Raw genomic sequence first — 14,645 nt, 5'->3', positions numbered from 1 at the left:
TCATGGCGAAGACCTTATACGAAAAATTGTTTGATGCGCACGTGGTGCACGAAGCCCCGAATGAAACGCCACTGCTGTACATCGATCGCCACCTGGTGCACGAAGTCACCTCGCCGCAGGCGTTTGACGGCCTGCGGGCGCACAACCGCCCGGTGCGCCAGCCGGGTAAAACCTTCGCCACCATGGATCACAACGTATCAACCCAGACTAAAGACATTAACGCGTCCGGGGAGATGGCCCGCATTCAGATGCAGGAGCTGATCAAGAACTGCAAGGCATTCGGCGTCGAGCTGTACGATCTGAATCATCCCTATCAGGGGATCGTCCACGTGATGGGCCCGGAGCAGGGCATCACGCTGCCGGGAATGACCATCGTCTGCGGCGACTCCCACACCGCCACCCACGGCGCGTTCGGCGCGCTGGCGTTTGGTATCGGCACCTCCGAAGTCGAGCACGTTCTGGCGACCCAGACCCTGAAGCAGGGCCGCGCCCGCACCATGAAAATTGAGGTGAAGGGCACCGCCGCGCCGGGCATTACCGCGAAAGACATCGTACTGGCGATCATTGGGAAAACCGGCAGCGCCGGCGGCACCGGCCACGTGGTAGAGTTTTGCGGCGACGCCATTCGCGCGCTGAGCATGGAAGGCCGCATGACCCTGTGCAACATGGCCATTGAGATGGGCGCCAAAGCCGGTCTGGTAGCGCCGGACGAAACCACGTTCAACTATGTCAAAGGCCGCCTGCACGCGCCAAAAGACAAAGATTATGACGACGCGGTCGCCTACTGGAAAACCCTGCACACCGACGAAGGCGCTATCTTCGATACAGTCGTGACCCTGCAGGCGGAAGAGATTGCTCCGCAGGTGACCTGGGGCACCAACCCGGGCCAGGTTATCTCTGTAAACGACAGCATTCCCGATCCCACCTCGTTTAGCGATCCGGTGGAGCGCGCCAGCGCCGAGAAAGCGCTGGCCTATATGGGCCTGCAGCCCGGCGTGCCGCTGACCGACGTGGCTATCGACAAAGTGTTTATCGGCTCCTGCACCAACTCGCGCATTGAAGACCTGCGCGCGGCAGCAAAAATTGCCAAAGGGCGCCGGGTCGCGCCGGGGGTTCAGGCGCTGGTGGTGCCCGGCTCCGGCCCGGTGAAAGCGCAGGCGGAAGCAGAAGGTCTGGATAAGATCTTTATTGAAGCCGGTTTCGAATGGCGCCTGCCCGGCTGCTCCATGTGCCTGGCGATGAACAACGACCGCCTGAATCCGGGCGAGCGCTGTGCCTCCACCAGCAACCGCAACTTTGAAGGCCGCCAGGGCCGCGGCGGACGCACTCATCTGGTCAGCCCGGCAATGGCCGCCGCCGCCGCCGTTACTGGCCGCTTCGCCGACATTCGTGGATTAAAATAAGGAAACCGTCATGGCAGAGAAATTTACCCAGCATACGGGCCTGGTGGTCCCTCTGGACGCGGCGAACGTGGATACCGACGCCATTATCCCGAAGCAGTTTTTGCAGAAAGTAACCCGCACCGGCTTTGGCGTGCACCTGTTTAACGACTGGCGCTATCTCGACGATCGCGGCGAGCAGCCGAATCCTGACTTTGTCCTGAACTTTCCCGAGTATAAAGGCGCGTCGATTCTGCTGGCGCGGGAGAACTTCGGCTGCGGCTCTTCCCGCGAGCACGCGCCCTGGGCGCTGACCGACTACGGCTTCAGGGCAGTTATCGCCCCGAGCTTTGCCGATATCTTCTACGGCAACAGCTTCAATAACCAGCTGCTGCCGGTCACCCTGAGCGATGAGCAGATCGATGAGCTGTTCACCCTGGTCAAAGCCAATCCGGGAATGACGCTGGAAGTGGATCTGGAAGCGGAAGTGGTGAAAGCCGGAGACAAAACCTACGGGTTTAAAATTGACGCCTTCCGCCGCCACTGCATGCTCAACGGGCTGGACAGCATCGGCCTGACCCTGCAGCATGAAGCGGCAATCTCGGCCTACGAGAACAAACAGCCGGCCTTTATGGGCTAGCCTACTCCGCCGGGCGAGCCCTTCGCCCGGCCTCTTTTATACGTCGCGCACTCTGGCGGTCAGCCCGAGCGCCAGCAGCGAAATAGCCGCAATGACCCAGTAGACGCTGGCGTGCCCAAAGCTTTGCGACAGCGCCCCCTGCAGCACGCCCGCCAGAATCACGCCGGTCGAAATACTGTTGGTAAATAGCGTGGTCGCCGCGCCGGCCCTGCCCGGCATCAGATCCTGAAACCACAGCATGCCAATCCCGGCAACAATCCCGATAAACACGGCGTTAAATAGCTGCAGCACCAGCAGCGCCTCGCGGGAGTGAAACAGGATCAGTCCGGCGTAGAACAGCACGCCCGCACAGACCGCCGTCACCATCATACGGCGCTTGCCGATGCGCTTCACGTAATAGCCCGCGAGGATCATCGCCGGGATCTCCAGCCCGGCAGCCGTCCCCATCAGCAGTCCGGCAAGGGTGTCGGGAAGCCCGAGATCGCTGCCGATCCACAGCGGCATATCAATGATGTACATGGTGTTGCAGGTCCACATCAGGGTGGAAGCGGCAAACAGCATTCGCACGTTGGCATCGTGCCAGCCCCCGGTTTGCAGCAGTGCCGCCTCCGGCGAAGGCGCTACCCGCGGCACCGACGGCAGCGCAAAAAAGATCAGCAGCAGGCTCAGCAGAAAAATACCCGCCGCGATGGAGAACATCACGGTGAAGCCATAATGGAGCGCCAGCGTAAAGGCCAGCGGCGGCCCGATGACCCACGCCAGCGAGAGCTGGGCGCGCATAATCGAGCTGAACATAACCACTTCCCGCGCCGAGCTGTCGGCATACTCGCGTGCCAGCGCGAACAGCTGCGGCATAGCGGTATTCGCCAGCGAGGCCAGCAGCACGCCGCAGGTGATGAGCGTCAGGTAGTGGCGATTGAAGGCAAACAGCAGCGCATTGGCTACCGCCATCAGGCAGCAAAAGAGGATCAGCCGCCGGCGATCGCCCCGGCTGTCGGAGCGTTTCGCCAGCGCAAAGCTAATGGCAATCCCGGCCACGGCGTTGACGGTATAAAACAGGCCGACCCAGAAAGGCGCGGCGTTAACCTCTCTGCTGAGAAACAGGCTCAGGGTCGGCATCTGCAGCGCACCGGCAACGCCCACCATAAACGCCACCAGCATAAAAGCGGCGTACACGCCGTTGAGGCGGCGCCCCATTGTTATCAGCCAGTGCATCATTGATCCTTATGTTCTTTCGGGGCCAGACAGGTTACGCGGATCCAGCCCGCCTGCCGCTAGCGTAATTGCAGATGATATTGAAAAACCATAAAAAAACGCCAGCAGAGAATACCTGCTGGCGAAAACTCAGTCACACATGATAAGGCCGGTCTAGCGCGATTCAGAAACCTGCCCGTTGACGTCCCACTGCATCAAATCATTCAGCATTTTCAGCCGGTAGCCTGCAAGCAGGCGGGCCAGCCACGATGCGTCACGCGTTGCCAGAAAATAACGGCAGTAGAAGTTATAGGTTACCGGTTTCATCCTTTCGCGCCTCCTCGCTTCATCGACGGTAATTATTGTCCTAATATGGGGATTAATATATTGATGAGATTTGAGAAGGAGTTCCCCTTTTATGTCCTCTGCCCGCCTGCAACAGCAGTTCATCCGCCTCTGGCAGCGCTGCGAGGGGAAATCTCAGGAGACCACCCTCAGCGAGCTGGCTGAGCTCCTGAGCTGCTCCCGCCGCCATATGCGCACCCTGCTGCACAGCATGGAAGAGCGCGGCTGGCTCGCCTGGGAGGCGGAGGCCGGACGCGGCAAGCGCTCGCGGCTAACGTTCCTGTATACCGGGCTGGCGCTGCAGCAGCAGCGGGCGGAAGATCTGCTGGAGCAGGATCGCATCGATCAGCTGGTGCAGCTGGTGGGGGATAAAACCGCCGTGCGCCAGATGCTGATCTCCCACCTCGGGCGCAGCTTTCGCCAGGGGCGCCACATCCTGCGGGTGCTCTACTATCGCCCGATGCGCAATCTGCTGCCGGGCACCCCGCTGCGGCGCTCGGAGACGCACATCGCCCGGCAGATCTTCAGCGGCCTGACGCGCATAAATGAGGAAAACGGGGAAGCAGAAGCCGACATTGCCCACCACTGGCAGCAGCTTTCACCGCTGCACTGGCGCTTCTATATCCGGCCCGGCATCCACTTTCACCACGGGCGCGAGCTGGAAATGGACGACGTAATTCAGACTCTGTCCCGCATCCGCGCGCTGCCGCTGTATACGCACATCGCACAGATTGATTCGCCGACGTCCTGGACGCTGGACATCCACCTTTCAAGGCCCGACCGCTGGCTGCCGTGGCTGATGGGCCACATTCCGGCGATGGTGCTGCCGCGCGAGTGGCAAACCCTGCCCCATTTCGCCAGCCTGCCGGTTGGCACCGGCCCCTATGCGGTGGCGCGCAACAATGAAAACCAGCTGAAAATCCACGCCTTCGACGACTTCTTCGGCTACCGGGCGCTGATCGACGAGGTGAACGTCTGGGTGCTGCCGGAGGTCAGCGATGAGCCGAGCTGCGGCCTGACGCTGGAGGGATCGACCGAGGGTGAAAAAGCGGTGGAGAGCCGCCTCGAAGAAGGCTGCTACTATCTGCTGTTCGACGCCCGCAGCCCGAAAGGCGCCAGCGGCGAAGTGCGCCGCTGGGTCAGCCACGTGCTTTCTCCCAATAACCTGCTGTACCACGCCGATGCCAGCTATCAGGGATACTGGTTCCCGGCCTACGGCCTGCTGCCGCGCTGGCACCACGCCCGGCCTGTGCAGGCCCCAAAACCCGCGGGTCTGGAAACCCTGACCCTGACCTACTATCGCGAGCACCCCGAGCACCGCAGCATCGCGGAAATTATGCGCACGCTACTGCAGGAGCATCAGGTCACGCTGGAAATACAGGAGCTGGAGTACGCCGAATGGCACCAGGGTGATGCCCGCAGCGATCTGTGGCTCAACAGCGCCAACTTCACCCTGCCGCTGGATTTCTCCCTGTTTGCCCAGCTGTCCGAAGTGCCGCTGATCCAACACTGCATTCCCCTCGACTGGCAGGACGCGACGGCGCGCTGGCAGGCCGGCGAGCTGCCCCTCGCCGCCTGGTGCCAGCAGCTGATCGCCGATCGGGCGATTGTCCCCCTCATCCACCACTGGCTGATGATTCAGGGCCAGCGCAGCATGCGCGGGCTGCGGATGAATACCTTAGGCTGGTTTGACTTTAAATCCGCCTGGTTTGCGCCGCCGGAGCCGTAAGACTTTCTGTCGTAGGCCAAAGTCATTACAATGGCGCGTTCTCAACGGGGTGCTGATAAACATACGCGCGTTGCGCGAATGGGCTGAGAAAATACCCGTCGAACCTGATCCGGATAACGCCGGCGAAGGGATTTGAGGCTGTCTCAAAATCCTTTGCCACCCATACTCTGAGGTGCAAAGTGTTGAAAAAACTGCTGCCGCTCGTCGCGCTCGTCGCCCTGCCCGCTTTTGCTAAACCGGTACTCACCGTCTACACCTACGACTCTTTCTCCGCCGACTGGGGCCCCGGGCCCGCCGTTAAAAAGGCCTTTGAAGCCGACTGCGGCTGCGAGGTGAAATATGTGGCGCTGCAGGACGGCGTCTCGCTGCTGAACCGCCTGCGCATGGAAGGGAAAAACAGCAAGGCCGACGTGGTACTCGGGCTGGACAATAATCTGCTGCAGGCAGCGAAAGCCACCGGGCTATTTACCGCAAGCAGCGTCTCAGGTGAGGGGCTGAAAGTGCCCGGCGGCTGGCACGATGACGTTTTCGTTCCTTATGATTACGGTTATTTCGCCTTCGTCTACGACAAAAACAAGCTGAAAAACCCGCCCGCCAGCCTGAAAGAGCTGGTCGAAAGCCCGACCCGCTGGCGGGTTATCTATGAAGACCCGCGTACCAGCACCCCGGGTCTCGGCCTGCTGCTATGGATGCAGAAAGTCTACGGCGACGGCGCGCCGGACGCGTGGCAGAAGCTGGCGCAGAAAACCGTGACCGTCACCAAAGGCTGGAGCGAGGCCTACGGGCTGTTTCTTAAAGGCGAGAGCGATCTGGTCCTGAGCTATACCACCTCCCCGGCATACCACGTTATCGAAGAGAAAAAAGACAACTACGCCGCGGCCAATTTCACAGAGGGGCACTACCTGCAGGTGGAAGTTGCCGCCCGCACCGCCGCCGGCAAGCAGCCTGAACTGGCGGAGAAGTTCCTCCACTTTATGGTCAGCCCCGCCTTCCAGAAAGCCATTCCCACCGGCAACTGGATGTATCCGGTCAGCAACGTACCGCTGCCGGACGGCTTCACGCCGCCGCCCGCCGCCGCTGCCACGCTGCAGTACAGCGCTGAACAGGTGGCCGAAAACCGCCAGAACTGGATCCGCCAGTGGCAACGCGCCGTCAGCCGCTAAGTGCGGGTGCCCTGCTGCCGGGCATCGCCGTCGCCGCCCTCACGATCGTCGTGGCGCTGGCGGCGCTGGTTGCCCTGCTGCTGAACGCGCCAACCTCCGACTGGGGCGATTTTCTGCAGGATGACTACCTGTGGCACGTGGTGCGCTTCTCCTTCTGGCAGGCGCTGCTTTCCGCTCTGCTGTCGGTTATTCCGGCGATATTTCTCGCCCGGGCGCTCTACCGCCGCCGCTTTCCCGGCAGGAACATCGTGCTGCGCCTGTGCGCCATGACCCTGATCCTGCCGGTGCTGGTGGCGGTTTTCGGCATCCTTAGCGTATACGGACACCAGGGCTGGCTGGCGCAGCTGTTCACCGCCGCCGGCTGGCACTGGACCTTCTCGCCCTACGGCCTGCAGGGGATCCTGCTGGCACACCTGTTTTTCAATCTGCCAATGGCGACGCGGCTGCTGCTGCAGGCCCTGGAGCAGATCCCCGCCGAGCAGCGCCAGCTGGCGGCCCAGCTCGGGATGCGCGGCGCGGCCTTCTTCCGCTTTGTGGAGTGGCCGTGGATGCGCCGCCAGCTTCCGGCCATCGCCGCGCTGATATTTATGCTGTGCTTCGCCAGCTTTGCTACAGTGCTGGCGCTCGGCGGCGGGCCGCAGGCTACCACCATCGAACTGGCGATCTACCAGGCCCTGAGCTTCGATTACGATCCCGGCCGCGCGGCAATGCTGGCGCTGGTGCAGATGATCTGCTGCCTCGGGCTGATGCTCATCAGCCAGCGGCTGACCCGAAGCCTGGCGCCGGGAAGTGCCCAGCGCGCGCGCTGGCGGGATCCCGACGATCGCCTGCGCAGCCGGGTGAGCGACGCGGTGCTGATCGTGCTGATGCTGGTCCTGCTGCTGCCGCCGCTGCTGGCGGTGGTGACCGGCGGGCTGAACCGCCACCTGCCGGAGGTGCTGGCCCAGCCGGTGCTGTGGCAGGCGGCCTGGACCTCCCTGCGCATCGCAGTTGCCGCCGGGCTGCTGAGCGTGATCCTCACGGTGATGCTGCTGTGGAGCAGCCGCGAGCTGTACGCCCGCAATCTGCCGCTGGCGGGCCAGGGCCTGGAGCTGAGCGGCATGATTATTCTGGCGATGCCGGGCATCGTGCTGGCCACTGGATTCTTCCTGTTGCTTAACGATACCGGCGGGCTGCCGGATTCCGCCGACGGCATTGTTATCTTCACCAACGCGCTGATGGCCATTCCCTACGCCCTGAAGGTGCTGGAAGCGCCAATGCGCGACGCGGCTTCCCGCTACGGCATGCTCTGCGCCTCGCTGGGTCTGCGCGGGTTAAACCGCCTGCGTATCGTCGAACTGCGCGCCCTGCGCCGCCCGCTGGCGCAGGCGCTGGCCTTCGCCTGTGTGCTCTCTATCGGAGATTTTGGCGTCGTGGCGCTGTTTGGCAACGACACTTTCCGCACGCTGCCGTTCTATCTTTACCAGCAAATCGGCGCCTACCGCAGCAGCGACGGCGCGGTTACCGCCCTGCTGCTGCTCGCCATCTGCTTCCTGTTATTTACCGTCATTGAAAAACTTCCGGGCCGCCATGCTAAAACTGAATGATGTCACCTGGCTGTACGAGCATCTGCCGATGCGCTTCTCCTTTGCTGCGGAAAAAGGCGAGCGCATCGCCGTGCTCGGCCCCAGCGGAGCGGGGAAAAGCACGCTGCTCAGCCTGATTGCCGGTTTTATTACCCCGGCCAGCGGCAGCATCACTATCGACAATCGGCCACACGGCGCAACGCCGCCCTCCCGCCGCCCGGTGTCGATGCTGTTTCAGGAAAATAACCTCTTCAGCCACTTAACGCTGCGGCAGAATATCGGGCTGGGAATGCATCCCGGACTGAAGCTGAATGACGCCCAGCGCGAGAGGCTGCAGGCCATTGCCGCGCGGATGGGCATTGGGGATTTACTGGAAAGGCTGCCAGGGGAACTGTCCGGCGGCCAGCGCCAGCGGGCGGCGCTGGCGCGCTGCCTGGTGCGGGACAAGCCGGTGCTGCTGCTGGATGAACCCTTTTCGGCGCTGGATCCGGCCCTGCGTCAGGAGATGCTGACGCTGGTGGACGACATCTGCGAAAGCGCGCAGCTGACGCTGCTGATGGTGTCCCACAGCGTGGAGGACGCGGCGCGCATCGCGCCGCGCTCGCTGGTGATTGCGGAAGGAAGGATTGTCTGGGACGGGGCAACGCGCGATCTGCTGAGCGGCGCCAGCAGCGCTTCGGCGCTGCTGGGCATCGCCCGCACCTAGCGGCTGACGACCTTCGCCAGTATCTCCAGATAAACAGGCATCAGGGGATGGTTGAACATCCCGTACAGCGCCGCGGCGGCCAGCACCGCCAGCAGCGGCGCGAGCCACACCAGCACCCCGCGCGGCAGATAGCGCGCCAGCGCGTCGTCGGCATCCTTTTTGCGCCACAGCCGCCAGATAAACCAGCCCGCCAGCCAGACCAGCAGCGCAGTGCCCAGCAGCAGCCACTTGAAGCTGCTGCTTCGGTCATCGGCCGGAATATCAATGGCCGCCCCGGCCAGAATTCCCGGCAGGAAGTAGACCGGCGGCCAGAACAAGCAGCCGATAAGGTTAGGCACGATAAATTTGGCGACAGGCAGATTGAGCATCCCGGCCACCATCGGGATCAGCGGCCGGGTCGGCCCGACAAAGCGCCCAACCAAAATCGTCACCATGCTGTGCTGGTGCAGGGCGTGCTCGGTTTTATCCAGCAGGGCCTTGTTTTTCTGAATAAAAGACCAGTTGTGCAGCGGCTTTTTGAAGCGCCATCCCAGCCAGAACGAAATCCAGTCCCCCAGCAGGCAGCCCACAATCCCCGCCAGCCACGCCTGCCAGAAGTTCACTTCGCCGCTGCCGATCAGCGCGCCCAGCCCGGTCATCAGCACCGCGCCCGGCAGGATCAGCCCCACCAGCGCCAGCGATTCCAGAAATGCCACCAGCCCGACCGCCAGCAGCGCGTAGGTCGCCGACTGGGTGATGAAATGTTGCAGAAATGCTTCCATAGGAGATCCGCCTGAAAAGTGAACCAGCGATTCTCCAGCCCGGCGCGGTTTACGTCAAGCCTGCGATTATCAACCCGGTTTACATATTGCTAACACCCGCGCGAAACTCGCTCGGGCTGGCGCCGGTGCATTTCTTAAAGACCCGCGAGAAATAGAGCTGATCTTCGAAGCCCACGTTGCGCCCGACGCTGGCTATCGGCATCCGGGTGGTGCTCAGCAGCAGCTTCGCCTGGCTGATGCGCTGGTCCTCCCGCCAGCTCAGTACGCTGACCCCCAGCTGCTGGCGAAACAGGTGCGACAGCCGCGAGGGCGAGAGACAGACGTGGCGGGCGACGCTGGCGATATCAAATTCGCTGTCCGCCAGCCTGTCGCTGATGTACTGGCAGGCGTCGCGCACGCGGCCGTCCAGCGGGGGATGCAGCGAGGCGTTGATCGCTTCCACGCGCCTCAGCAGCAGCTGCTCCAGCAGATTGATCGCCAGCAGTTCGGAATAGCGCCCGGTGCCCTGCCCGGCGTCAATAATCTGCGAAAACAGCTCGGCAATGCGCGGCTGGTCCTGCTCCTCGGGTCGATAAAAGCCGGTGCGGGCAAACAGGCTCGGCCAGTTCAGCCACTCCTGCCAGTAGGCGCGCGGGCGGAAATAGACCCACTTGTGGTGCCACTCCCGGGCGTCGGGATGGCGGCCGTAGTGGTGTACTTCGCCGGGGGGAAACAGCAGCATGTCGCCGGGGCGGCAGACGAACTGCTTATCGTTATTTTCAATGATCCCTTCACCGCGCACGGTCAGATTGAGGATATAACCCTTCATTCCCAGCGGGCGGTCAATAAAAAAATCGAGATAGCCGTCGGCTTCAATCGGCGTTAATCCCGCCACCAGATGGGCATTAAAGGAGTAGCCGGGTAACAGCGGATCGTTCTGGGGTTCTGCTATCGCCATGGTGCATGCTGCCTGCCAGTAAAGGAATCATTTGTCCATATTGCCAGCGGCGGGATAAAGGGTGAAATGGCCTGTGAGAATATTTGTGCGCCGTCACACTTTGCCCTTCCATAGCAATATTATCCATAAGATCAGCGCTAAACGCCTGACGCTTTTGCGCCGCAAAACCCTACTGTTTCTCCAGACCTAATATCTTCAGGAGAAACACGATGGCAATAGCAATTGGCCTCGATTTTGGCAGCGATTCGGTGCGGGCGCTGGCGGTTGAATGCGCAACCGGAGAGGAGATCGTCGCCCGGGTCGAGTGGTACCCGCGCTGGCAGGAGGGCCGCTACTGCGACGCCGCCGGGAATCGCTTTCGCCACCATCCGCTGGATTATATTGAATCAATGGAGTCCGCGCTGCGTGCAGTTGTCGACTCGCTGGGGCCGCGCCGCGACGAGGTCGTGGGTATCGGCGTGGACAGCACCGGCTCCACGCCGGCGCCCATTGACGAGCATGGCAACGTGCTGGCGCTGCGCCCGGAGTTTGCGGATAACCCCAACGCCATGTTCGTGCTGTGGAAAGATCACACCGCCGTCGAAGAAGCCGAAGCCATTACCGCTCTGTGCCACCGGTCAGGCAGCGTTGATTACTCCCGCTACATCGGCGGCATCTACTCCAGCGAATGGTTCTGGGCCAAAATCCTGCACGTGACCCGCGCCGATCGCGCGGTGGCCGAGGCGGCAAGCTCGTGGATAGAGCTTTGCGACTGGGTACCGGCACTGCTCTCCGGCACCACCCGGCCGGAGGCGATCCGCCGGGGCCGCTGCAGCGCGGGCCACAAGTCCCTGTGGCACGAAAGCTGGGGCGGACTGCCGCCGGCGGACTTCTTCGACGCTCTCGACCCGCTGATCAACCGCCATCTGCAGTATCCGCTTTTCAGCGAGACCTGGACCGCCGATGTGCCGGTAGGCACCCTGACCGCCGAGTGGGCGCACCGCCTGAATCTGCCCGAAACCGTGGTTATCGCCGGCGGCGCTTTTGACTGCCACATGGGTGCTGTCGGCGCGGGCGCCCAGCCCAACGCGCTGGTGAAAGTGATTGGCACCTCCACCTGCGACATTCTGATTGCCGATCGCGATAGCGTGGGCGAGCGTGCGGTGCAGGGGATCTGCGGCCAGGTGGACGGCAGCGTGGTGCCCGGCTTTATCGGTATGGAGGCCGGGCAGTCCGCTTTTGGCGATATCTACGCCTGGTTCAGCCGCATTCTCGGCTGGCCGCTGGCGCAGCTGGCGGCGGCGCACCCCGAACTCGGGCCGCAGATTGATGAAAGCCGCAAAGCGCTGCTGCCGAAACTGACCGAGGCCTGGGCAAAAAATCCCGATCTTGAACACCTTCCGGTGGTGCTGGACTGGTTCAACGGCCGACGCACGCCGAACGCCAACCAGCGGCTGAAGGGCGTCATCACCGACCTCAATCTGGGTACCGACGCACCGGCACTGTTTGGCGGCCTGGTGGCGGCGACCGCTTTTGGCGCCCGCGCCATTATGGAGTGCTTCACCGAACAGGGGATCCCGGTGGACAGCGTAATGGCGCTGGGCGGCATTGCCCGTAAAAACCGGCCAATCATGCAGGCCTGCTGCGACGTGCTGAACCGCCCGCTGCAGATTGTCGCCTCCGATCAGTGCTGCGCCCTCGGCGCCGCGATTTTTGCCGCGGTGGCCGCAGGCGTTCACGCCGACATCCCCGGCGCGCAGCAGAAAATGGCCAGCCGGGTTGAAAACACCCTGCAGCCGCGTCCCGCCGAGGCGCAACGTTTCGAACAGCTCTATCAGCGCTACCAGCAGTGGGCTAAAAGCGCCGAACTTCACTATCTCCCCTGCGGCACAGCAGCGGAACATCCGTCTGCCGCACAGATGGCTCTGACTCATTAAGGATACCGATATGACAATTTTCGATAATTACGACGTCTGGTTTGTGATTGGCAGCCAGCATCTGTACGGCCCGGAAACCCTGCGCCAGGTCACCGACCACGCGCAGCAGGTGGTTAACGCCATGAATGCGGAAGCGAAGCTGCCGTGCAGGCTGGTGCTGAAGCCGCTGGGCACCACGCCGGATGAGATAACCAACATCTGCCGCGATGCCAACTACGATGAAAAATGCGCCGGTCTGGTGGTGTGGCTGCACACCTTCTCCCCGGCCAAAATGTGGATCAACGGCCTGGCTATTCTCAACAAGCCGCTGCTGCAGTTCCACACCCAGTTCAATGCCGCCCTGCCCTGGGACAGCATCGACATGGACTTTATGAACCTCAACCAGACCGCGCACGGCGGCCGCGAGTTTGGCTTTATCGGCGCGCGGATGCGCCTGCAGCACAGCGTGGTCACCGGCCACTGGCAGGACAAGCACGCCCAGGAGCGCATTGGCAGCTGGATGCGTCAGGCGGTTTCTAAGCTGGACACCCGCCAGCTGAAAGTGGCCCGCTTTGGCGATAACATGCGCGAAGTGGCGGTCACCGACGGGGATAAAGTCGCAGCGCAGATCAAGTTTGGCTTCTCGGTGAATACCTGGGCCGTGGGGGATCTGGTTGAGGTGGTCAACGGCGTCAGCGCAGGCGATATCAGCGCGCTGGTGGACGAGTACGAGAGCAGCTACCGCATGGCGCCCGCCGCGCAGGTTAACGGCGAGAAGCGCCAGAATGTACTGGACGCGGCCCGCATCGAGCTTGGCATGAAGCGCTTTCTTGAAGAGGGTGGCTTCCATGCCTTTACCACGACGTTTGAAGATCTGCACGGCCTGAAACAGCTCCCCGGCCTTGCCGTGCAGCGCCTGATGCAGCAGGGCTACGGCTTTGCGGGGGAAGGCGACTGGAAAACTGCCGCTCTGCTACGCATCATGAAAGTGATGTCAACCGGTCTGCAGGGCGGCACCTCTTTTATGGAAGACTATACCTACCATTTTGAGGGCGGCAACGACATGGTGCTGGGATCCCACATGCTGGAAGTCTGCCCAAGTATCGCTACTGCGGAGAAACCGCTGCTGGACGTCCAGCATCTCGGCATCGGCGGCAAAGCCGATCCGGCCCGCCTGATCTTCGACACCCGCCCGGGCCCGGCCATTGTCGCCAGCCTTATCGATCTGGGGGATCGCTATCGCCTGCTGGTCAACACTATTGAAACCGTCCCCACGCCGCACCGCCTGCCGAAGCTGCCGGTGGCCAACGCGCTGTGGAAGGCTCATCCGGATCTCAATACCGCGTCCGAAGCGTGGATCCTGGCCGGCGGCGCGCACCACACCGTGTTCAGCCACGCGCTGACCCTGGACGATATGCGCCTGTTCGCCGAGATGCACGACATTGAACTGACGGTGATCGACCCGCAGACCCGCCTGCCGGCATTCAAGGACGGCCTGCGCTGGAACGATGTTTACTTCGGATCAAAACGCTAATTTGTTAGGTACCGGACGCGTGGATGCGTGTCCGGATTAAGGTGAGCCTATGTATCAACAATTAAAGCAGCAGGTGCTGGAGGCCAATCTCCAGCTGCCGAAGCACCATCTTGTGACCCTGACCTGGGGCAACGTCAGCGCCGTGGATCGCGATCTTGGCGTGCTGGTGATCAAACCTTCCGGCGTTGATTACGACAAAATGACCGCAGACGATATGGTGGTAGTCAGCCTGGAGACCGGCGCGGTAGTGGACGGGACGAAAAAACCGTCATCTGACACCCCGACCCACCGCCGTCTCTATCAGGCGTTTCCAACGCTGGGCGGCATCGTGCATACCCACTCGCGCCACGCCACCATCTGGGCCCAGGCCGGGCAGCCGATCCCGGCAACCGGCACCACTCACGCCGATTACTTCTACGGCCCGGTTCCCTGCACCCGCACAATGACCGATGCGGAAATCAACGGCGACTACGAGTGGGACACCGGCAGCGTGATCGTTGAAACCTTTGAAAAGAACGGCATCGATGCCGCGAGCATGCCCGGCGTGCTGGTGCATTCCCACGGCCCGTTTGCGTGGGGCAAAAATGCCGAAGACGCGGTACACAACGCGATCGTACTGGAAGAGATTGCCTATATGGGGATTTTCTGCCGCCAGCTGGCGCCAGATCTTCCCGACATGCAGCCCTCTCTGCTGGATAAACATTTCCTGCGCAAGCACGGGGCGAAAGCCTACTACGGCCAGTAACCCCTGTATAAAATCACAGCGCGCCCGCGCGGTTCAGGTTATACTTTGAGCC

The 14,645-nt window shown here is 62.1% G+C and carries 13 protein-coding genes and 1 riboswitch; of the genes, 9 read left to right on the top strand and 4 right to left on the bottom strand.

Annotated features, from left to right (window positions below; all coding sequences use genetic code 11):
* The first annotated feature begins 2 nt into the window (after positions 1 to 2).
* Together leuC and leuD are read left to right on the top strand one after the other, a co-directional pair.
* Positions 3 to 1,403: a 3-isopropylmalate dehydratase large subunit gene (leuC, locus tag QZ766_RS19585; RefSeq protein WP_297206192.1), complete on the top strand. Its 1,401-nt coding sequence runs from the start codon at positions 3 to 5 to the stop codon at positions 1,401 to 1,403.
* A gap of 10 nt (positions 1,404 to 1,413) precedes the next feature.
* Positions 1,414 to 2,019 (top strand): 3-isopropylmalate dehydratase small subunit, encoded by a 606-nt coding sequence (gene leuD / locus QZ766_RS19580; protein WP_297206189.1) that lies wholly within the window; start codon positions 1,414 to 1,416, stop codon positions 2,017 to 2,019.
* A 36-nt stretch (positions 2,020 to 2,055) separates the two neighbouring features.
* Here the strand turns inward: leuD and QZ766_RS19575 are convergent, their stop codons facing one another.
* Together QZ766_RS19575 and sgrT are read right to left on the bottom strand one after the other, a co-directional pair.
* Complete coding sequence (locus tag QZ766_RS19575) at positions 2,056 to 3,234, bottom strand: sugar efflux transporter (protein WP_297206486.1); 1,179 nt, start codon at positions 3,232 to 3,234, stop codon at positions 2,056 to 2,058.
* Positions 3,235 to 3,387: 153 nt separating this feature from the next.
* A complete protein-coding gene (sgrT, locus tag QZ766_RS19570; RefSeq protein ID WP_297206187.1) occupies positions 3,388 to 3,540 on the bottom strand; it encodes a glucose uptake inhibitor SgrT in 153 nt (50 codons plus the stop codon).
* 91 nt (positions 3,541 to 3,631) lie between these two features.
* On the opposite strand from sgrT, the gene sgrR reads away from it, so the two are divergent.
* The 4 genes from sgrR to thiQ all read left to right on the top strand — a co-directional run bounded on the left by sgrR (position 3,632) and on the right by thiQ (position 8,721).
* On the top strand, positions 3,632 to 5,287 hold the full coding sequence (gene sgrR, locus QZ766_RS19565; RefSeq protein WP_297206184.1) for an HTH-type transcriptional regulator SgrR: 1,656 nt from the start codon (positions 3,632 to 3,634) through the stop codon (positions 5,285 to 5,287).
* Positions 5,288 to 5,322: 35 nt separating this feature from the next.
* Positions 5,323 to 5,436, top strand: a riboswitch (TPP riboswitch).
* 30 nt (positions 5,437 to 5,466) lie between these two features.
* Complete coding sequence (gene thiB / locus QZ766_RS19560) at positions 5,467 to 6,450, top strand: thiamine ABC transporter substrate binding subunit (protein ID WP_297206181.1); 984 nt, start codon at positions 5,467 to 5,469, stop codon at positions 6,448 to 6,450.
* The gene (thiP, locus tag QZ766_RS19555; RefSeq protein ID WP_297206178.1) at positions 6,426 to 8,036 is read left to right on the top strand and encodes a thiamine/thiamine pyrophosphate ABC transporter permease ThiP; all 1,611 of its coding nucleotides are present in this window, start codon (positions 6,426 to 6,428) and stop codon (positions 8,034 to 8,036) included. Before thiB ends, thiP begins: the two co-directional genes overlap by 25 nt.
* Positions 8,020 to 8,721 (top strand): thiamine ABC transporter ATP-binding protein ThiQ, encoded by a 702-nt coding sequence (thiQ, locus tag QZ766_RS19550; protein WP_297206175.1) that lies wholly within the window; start codon positions 8,020 to 8,022, stop codon positions 8,719 to 8,721. The genes thiP and thiQ overlap by 17 nt, the downstream gene beginning before the upstream one ends.
* On the opposite strand, the gene QZ766_RS19545 is transcribed toward thiQ, so the two are convergent.
* Together QZ766_RS19545 and araC are read right to left on the bottom strand one after the other, a co-directional pair.
* Positions 8,718 to 9,482, bottom strand: a complete 765-nt coding sequence (locus tag QZ766_RS19545) for a DedA family protein (protein ID WP_297206173.1) — start codon at positions 9,480 to 9,482, stop codon at positions 8,718 to 8,720. The two genes, thiQ and QZ766_RS19545, sit on opposite strands and share 4 nt — an antisense overlap.
* Before the next feature lie 79 nt (positions 9,483 to 9,561).
* Entirely contained in the window at positions 9,562 to 10,413 is an 852-nt protein-coding gene (araC, locus tag QZ766_RS19540; RefSeq protein WP_297206483.1) for an arabinose operon transcriptional regulator AraC, read from the bottom strand.
* A gap of 215 nt (positions 10,414 to 10,628) precedes the next feature.
* Here araC and araB point away from each other — a divergent pair, with 215 nt between their 5' ends.
* Genes araB through araD form a run of 3 tightly spaced genes read left to right on the top strand, consistent with a single transcriptional unit; the run spans position 10,629 to position 14,593 of the window.
* Complete coding sequence (gene araB / locus QZ766_RS19535) at positions 10,629 to 12,335, top strand: ribulokinase (RefSeq protein WP_297206170.1); 1,707 nt, start codon at positions 10,629 to 10,631, stop codon at positions 12,333 to 12,335.
* A 10-nt stretch (positions 12,336 to 12,345) separates the two neighbouring features.
* The gene (gene araA / locus QZ766_RS19530; RefSeq protein ID WP_297206167.1) at positions 12,346 to 13,848 is read left to right on the top strand and encodes an L-arabinose isomerase; all 1,503 of its coding nucleotides are present in this window, start codon (positions 12,346 to 12,348) and stop codon (positions 13,846 to 13,848) included.
* Between the two features lie 49 nt (positions 13,849 to 13,897).
* Positions 13,898 to 14,593: an L-ribulose-5-phosphate 4-epimerase gene (gene araD / locus QZ766_RS19525; RefSeq protein ID WP_297206165.1), complete on the top strand. Its 696-nt coding sequence runs from the start codon at positions 13,898 to 13,900 to the stop codon at positions 14,591 to 14,593.
* Positions 14,594 to 14,645 lie beyond the last annotated feature (52 nt).

Origin of the sequence: uncultured Pluralibacter sp. (assembly GCF_913775985.1) — a bacterium.
GTDB lineage: Bacteria > Pseudomonadota > Gammaproteobacteria > Enterobacterales > Enterobacteriaceae > Pluralibacter.
This window is presented reverse-complemented; position numbering and strand designations above follow the sequence as displayed.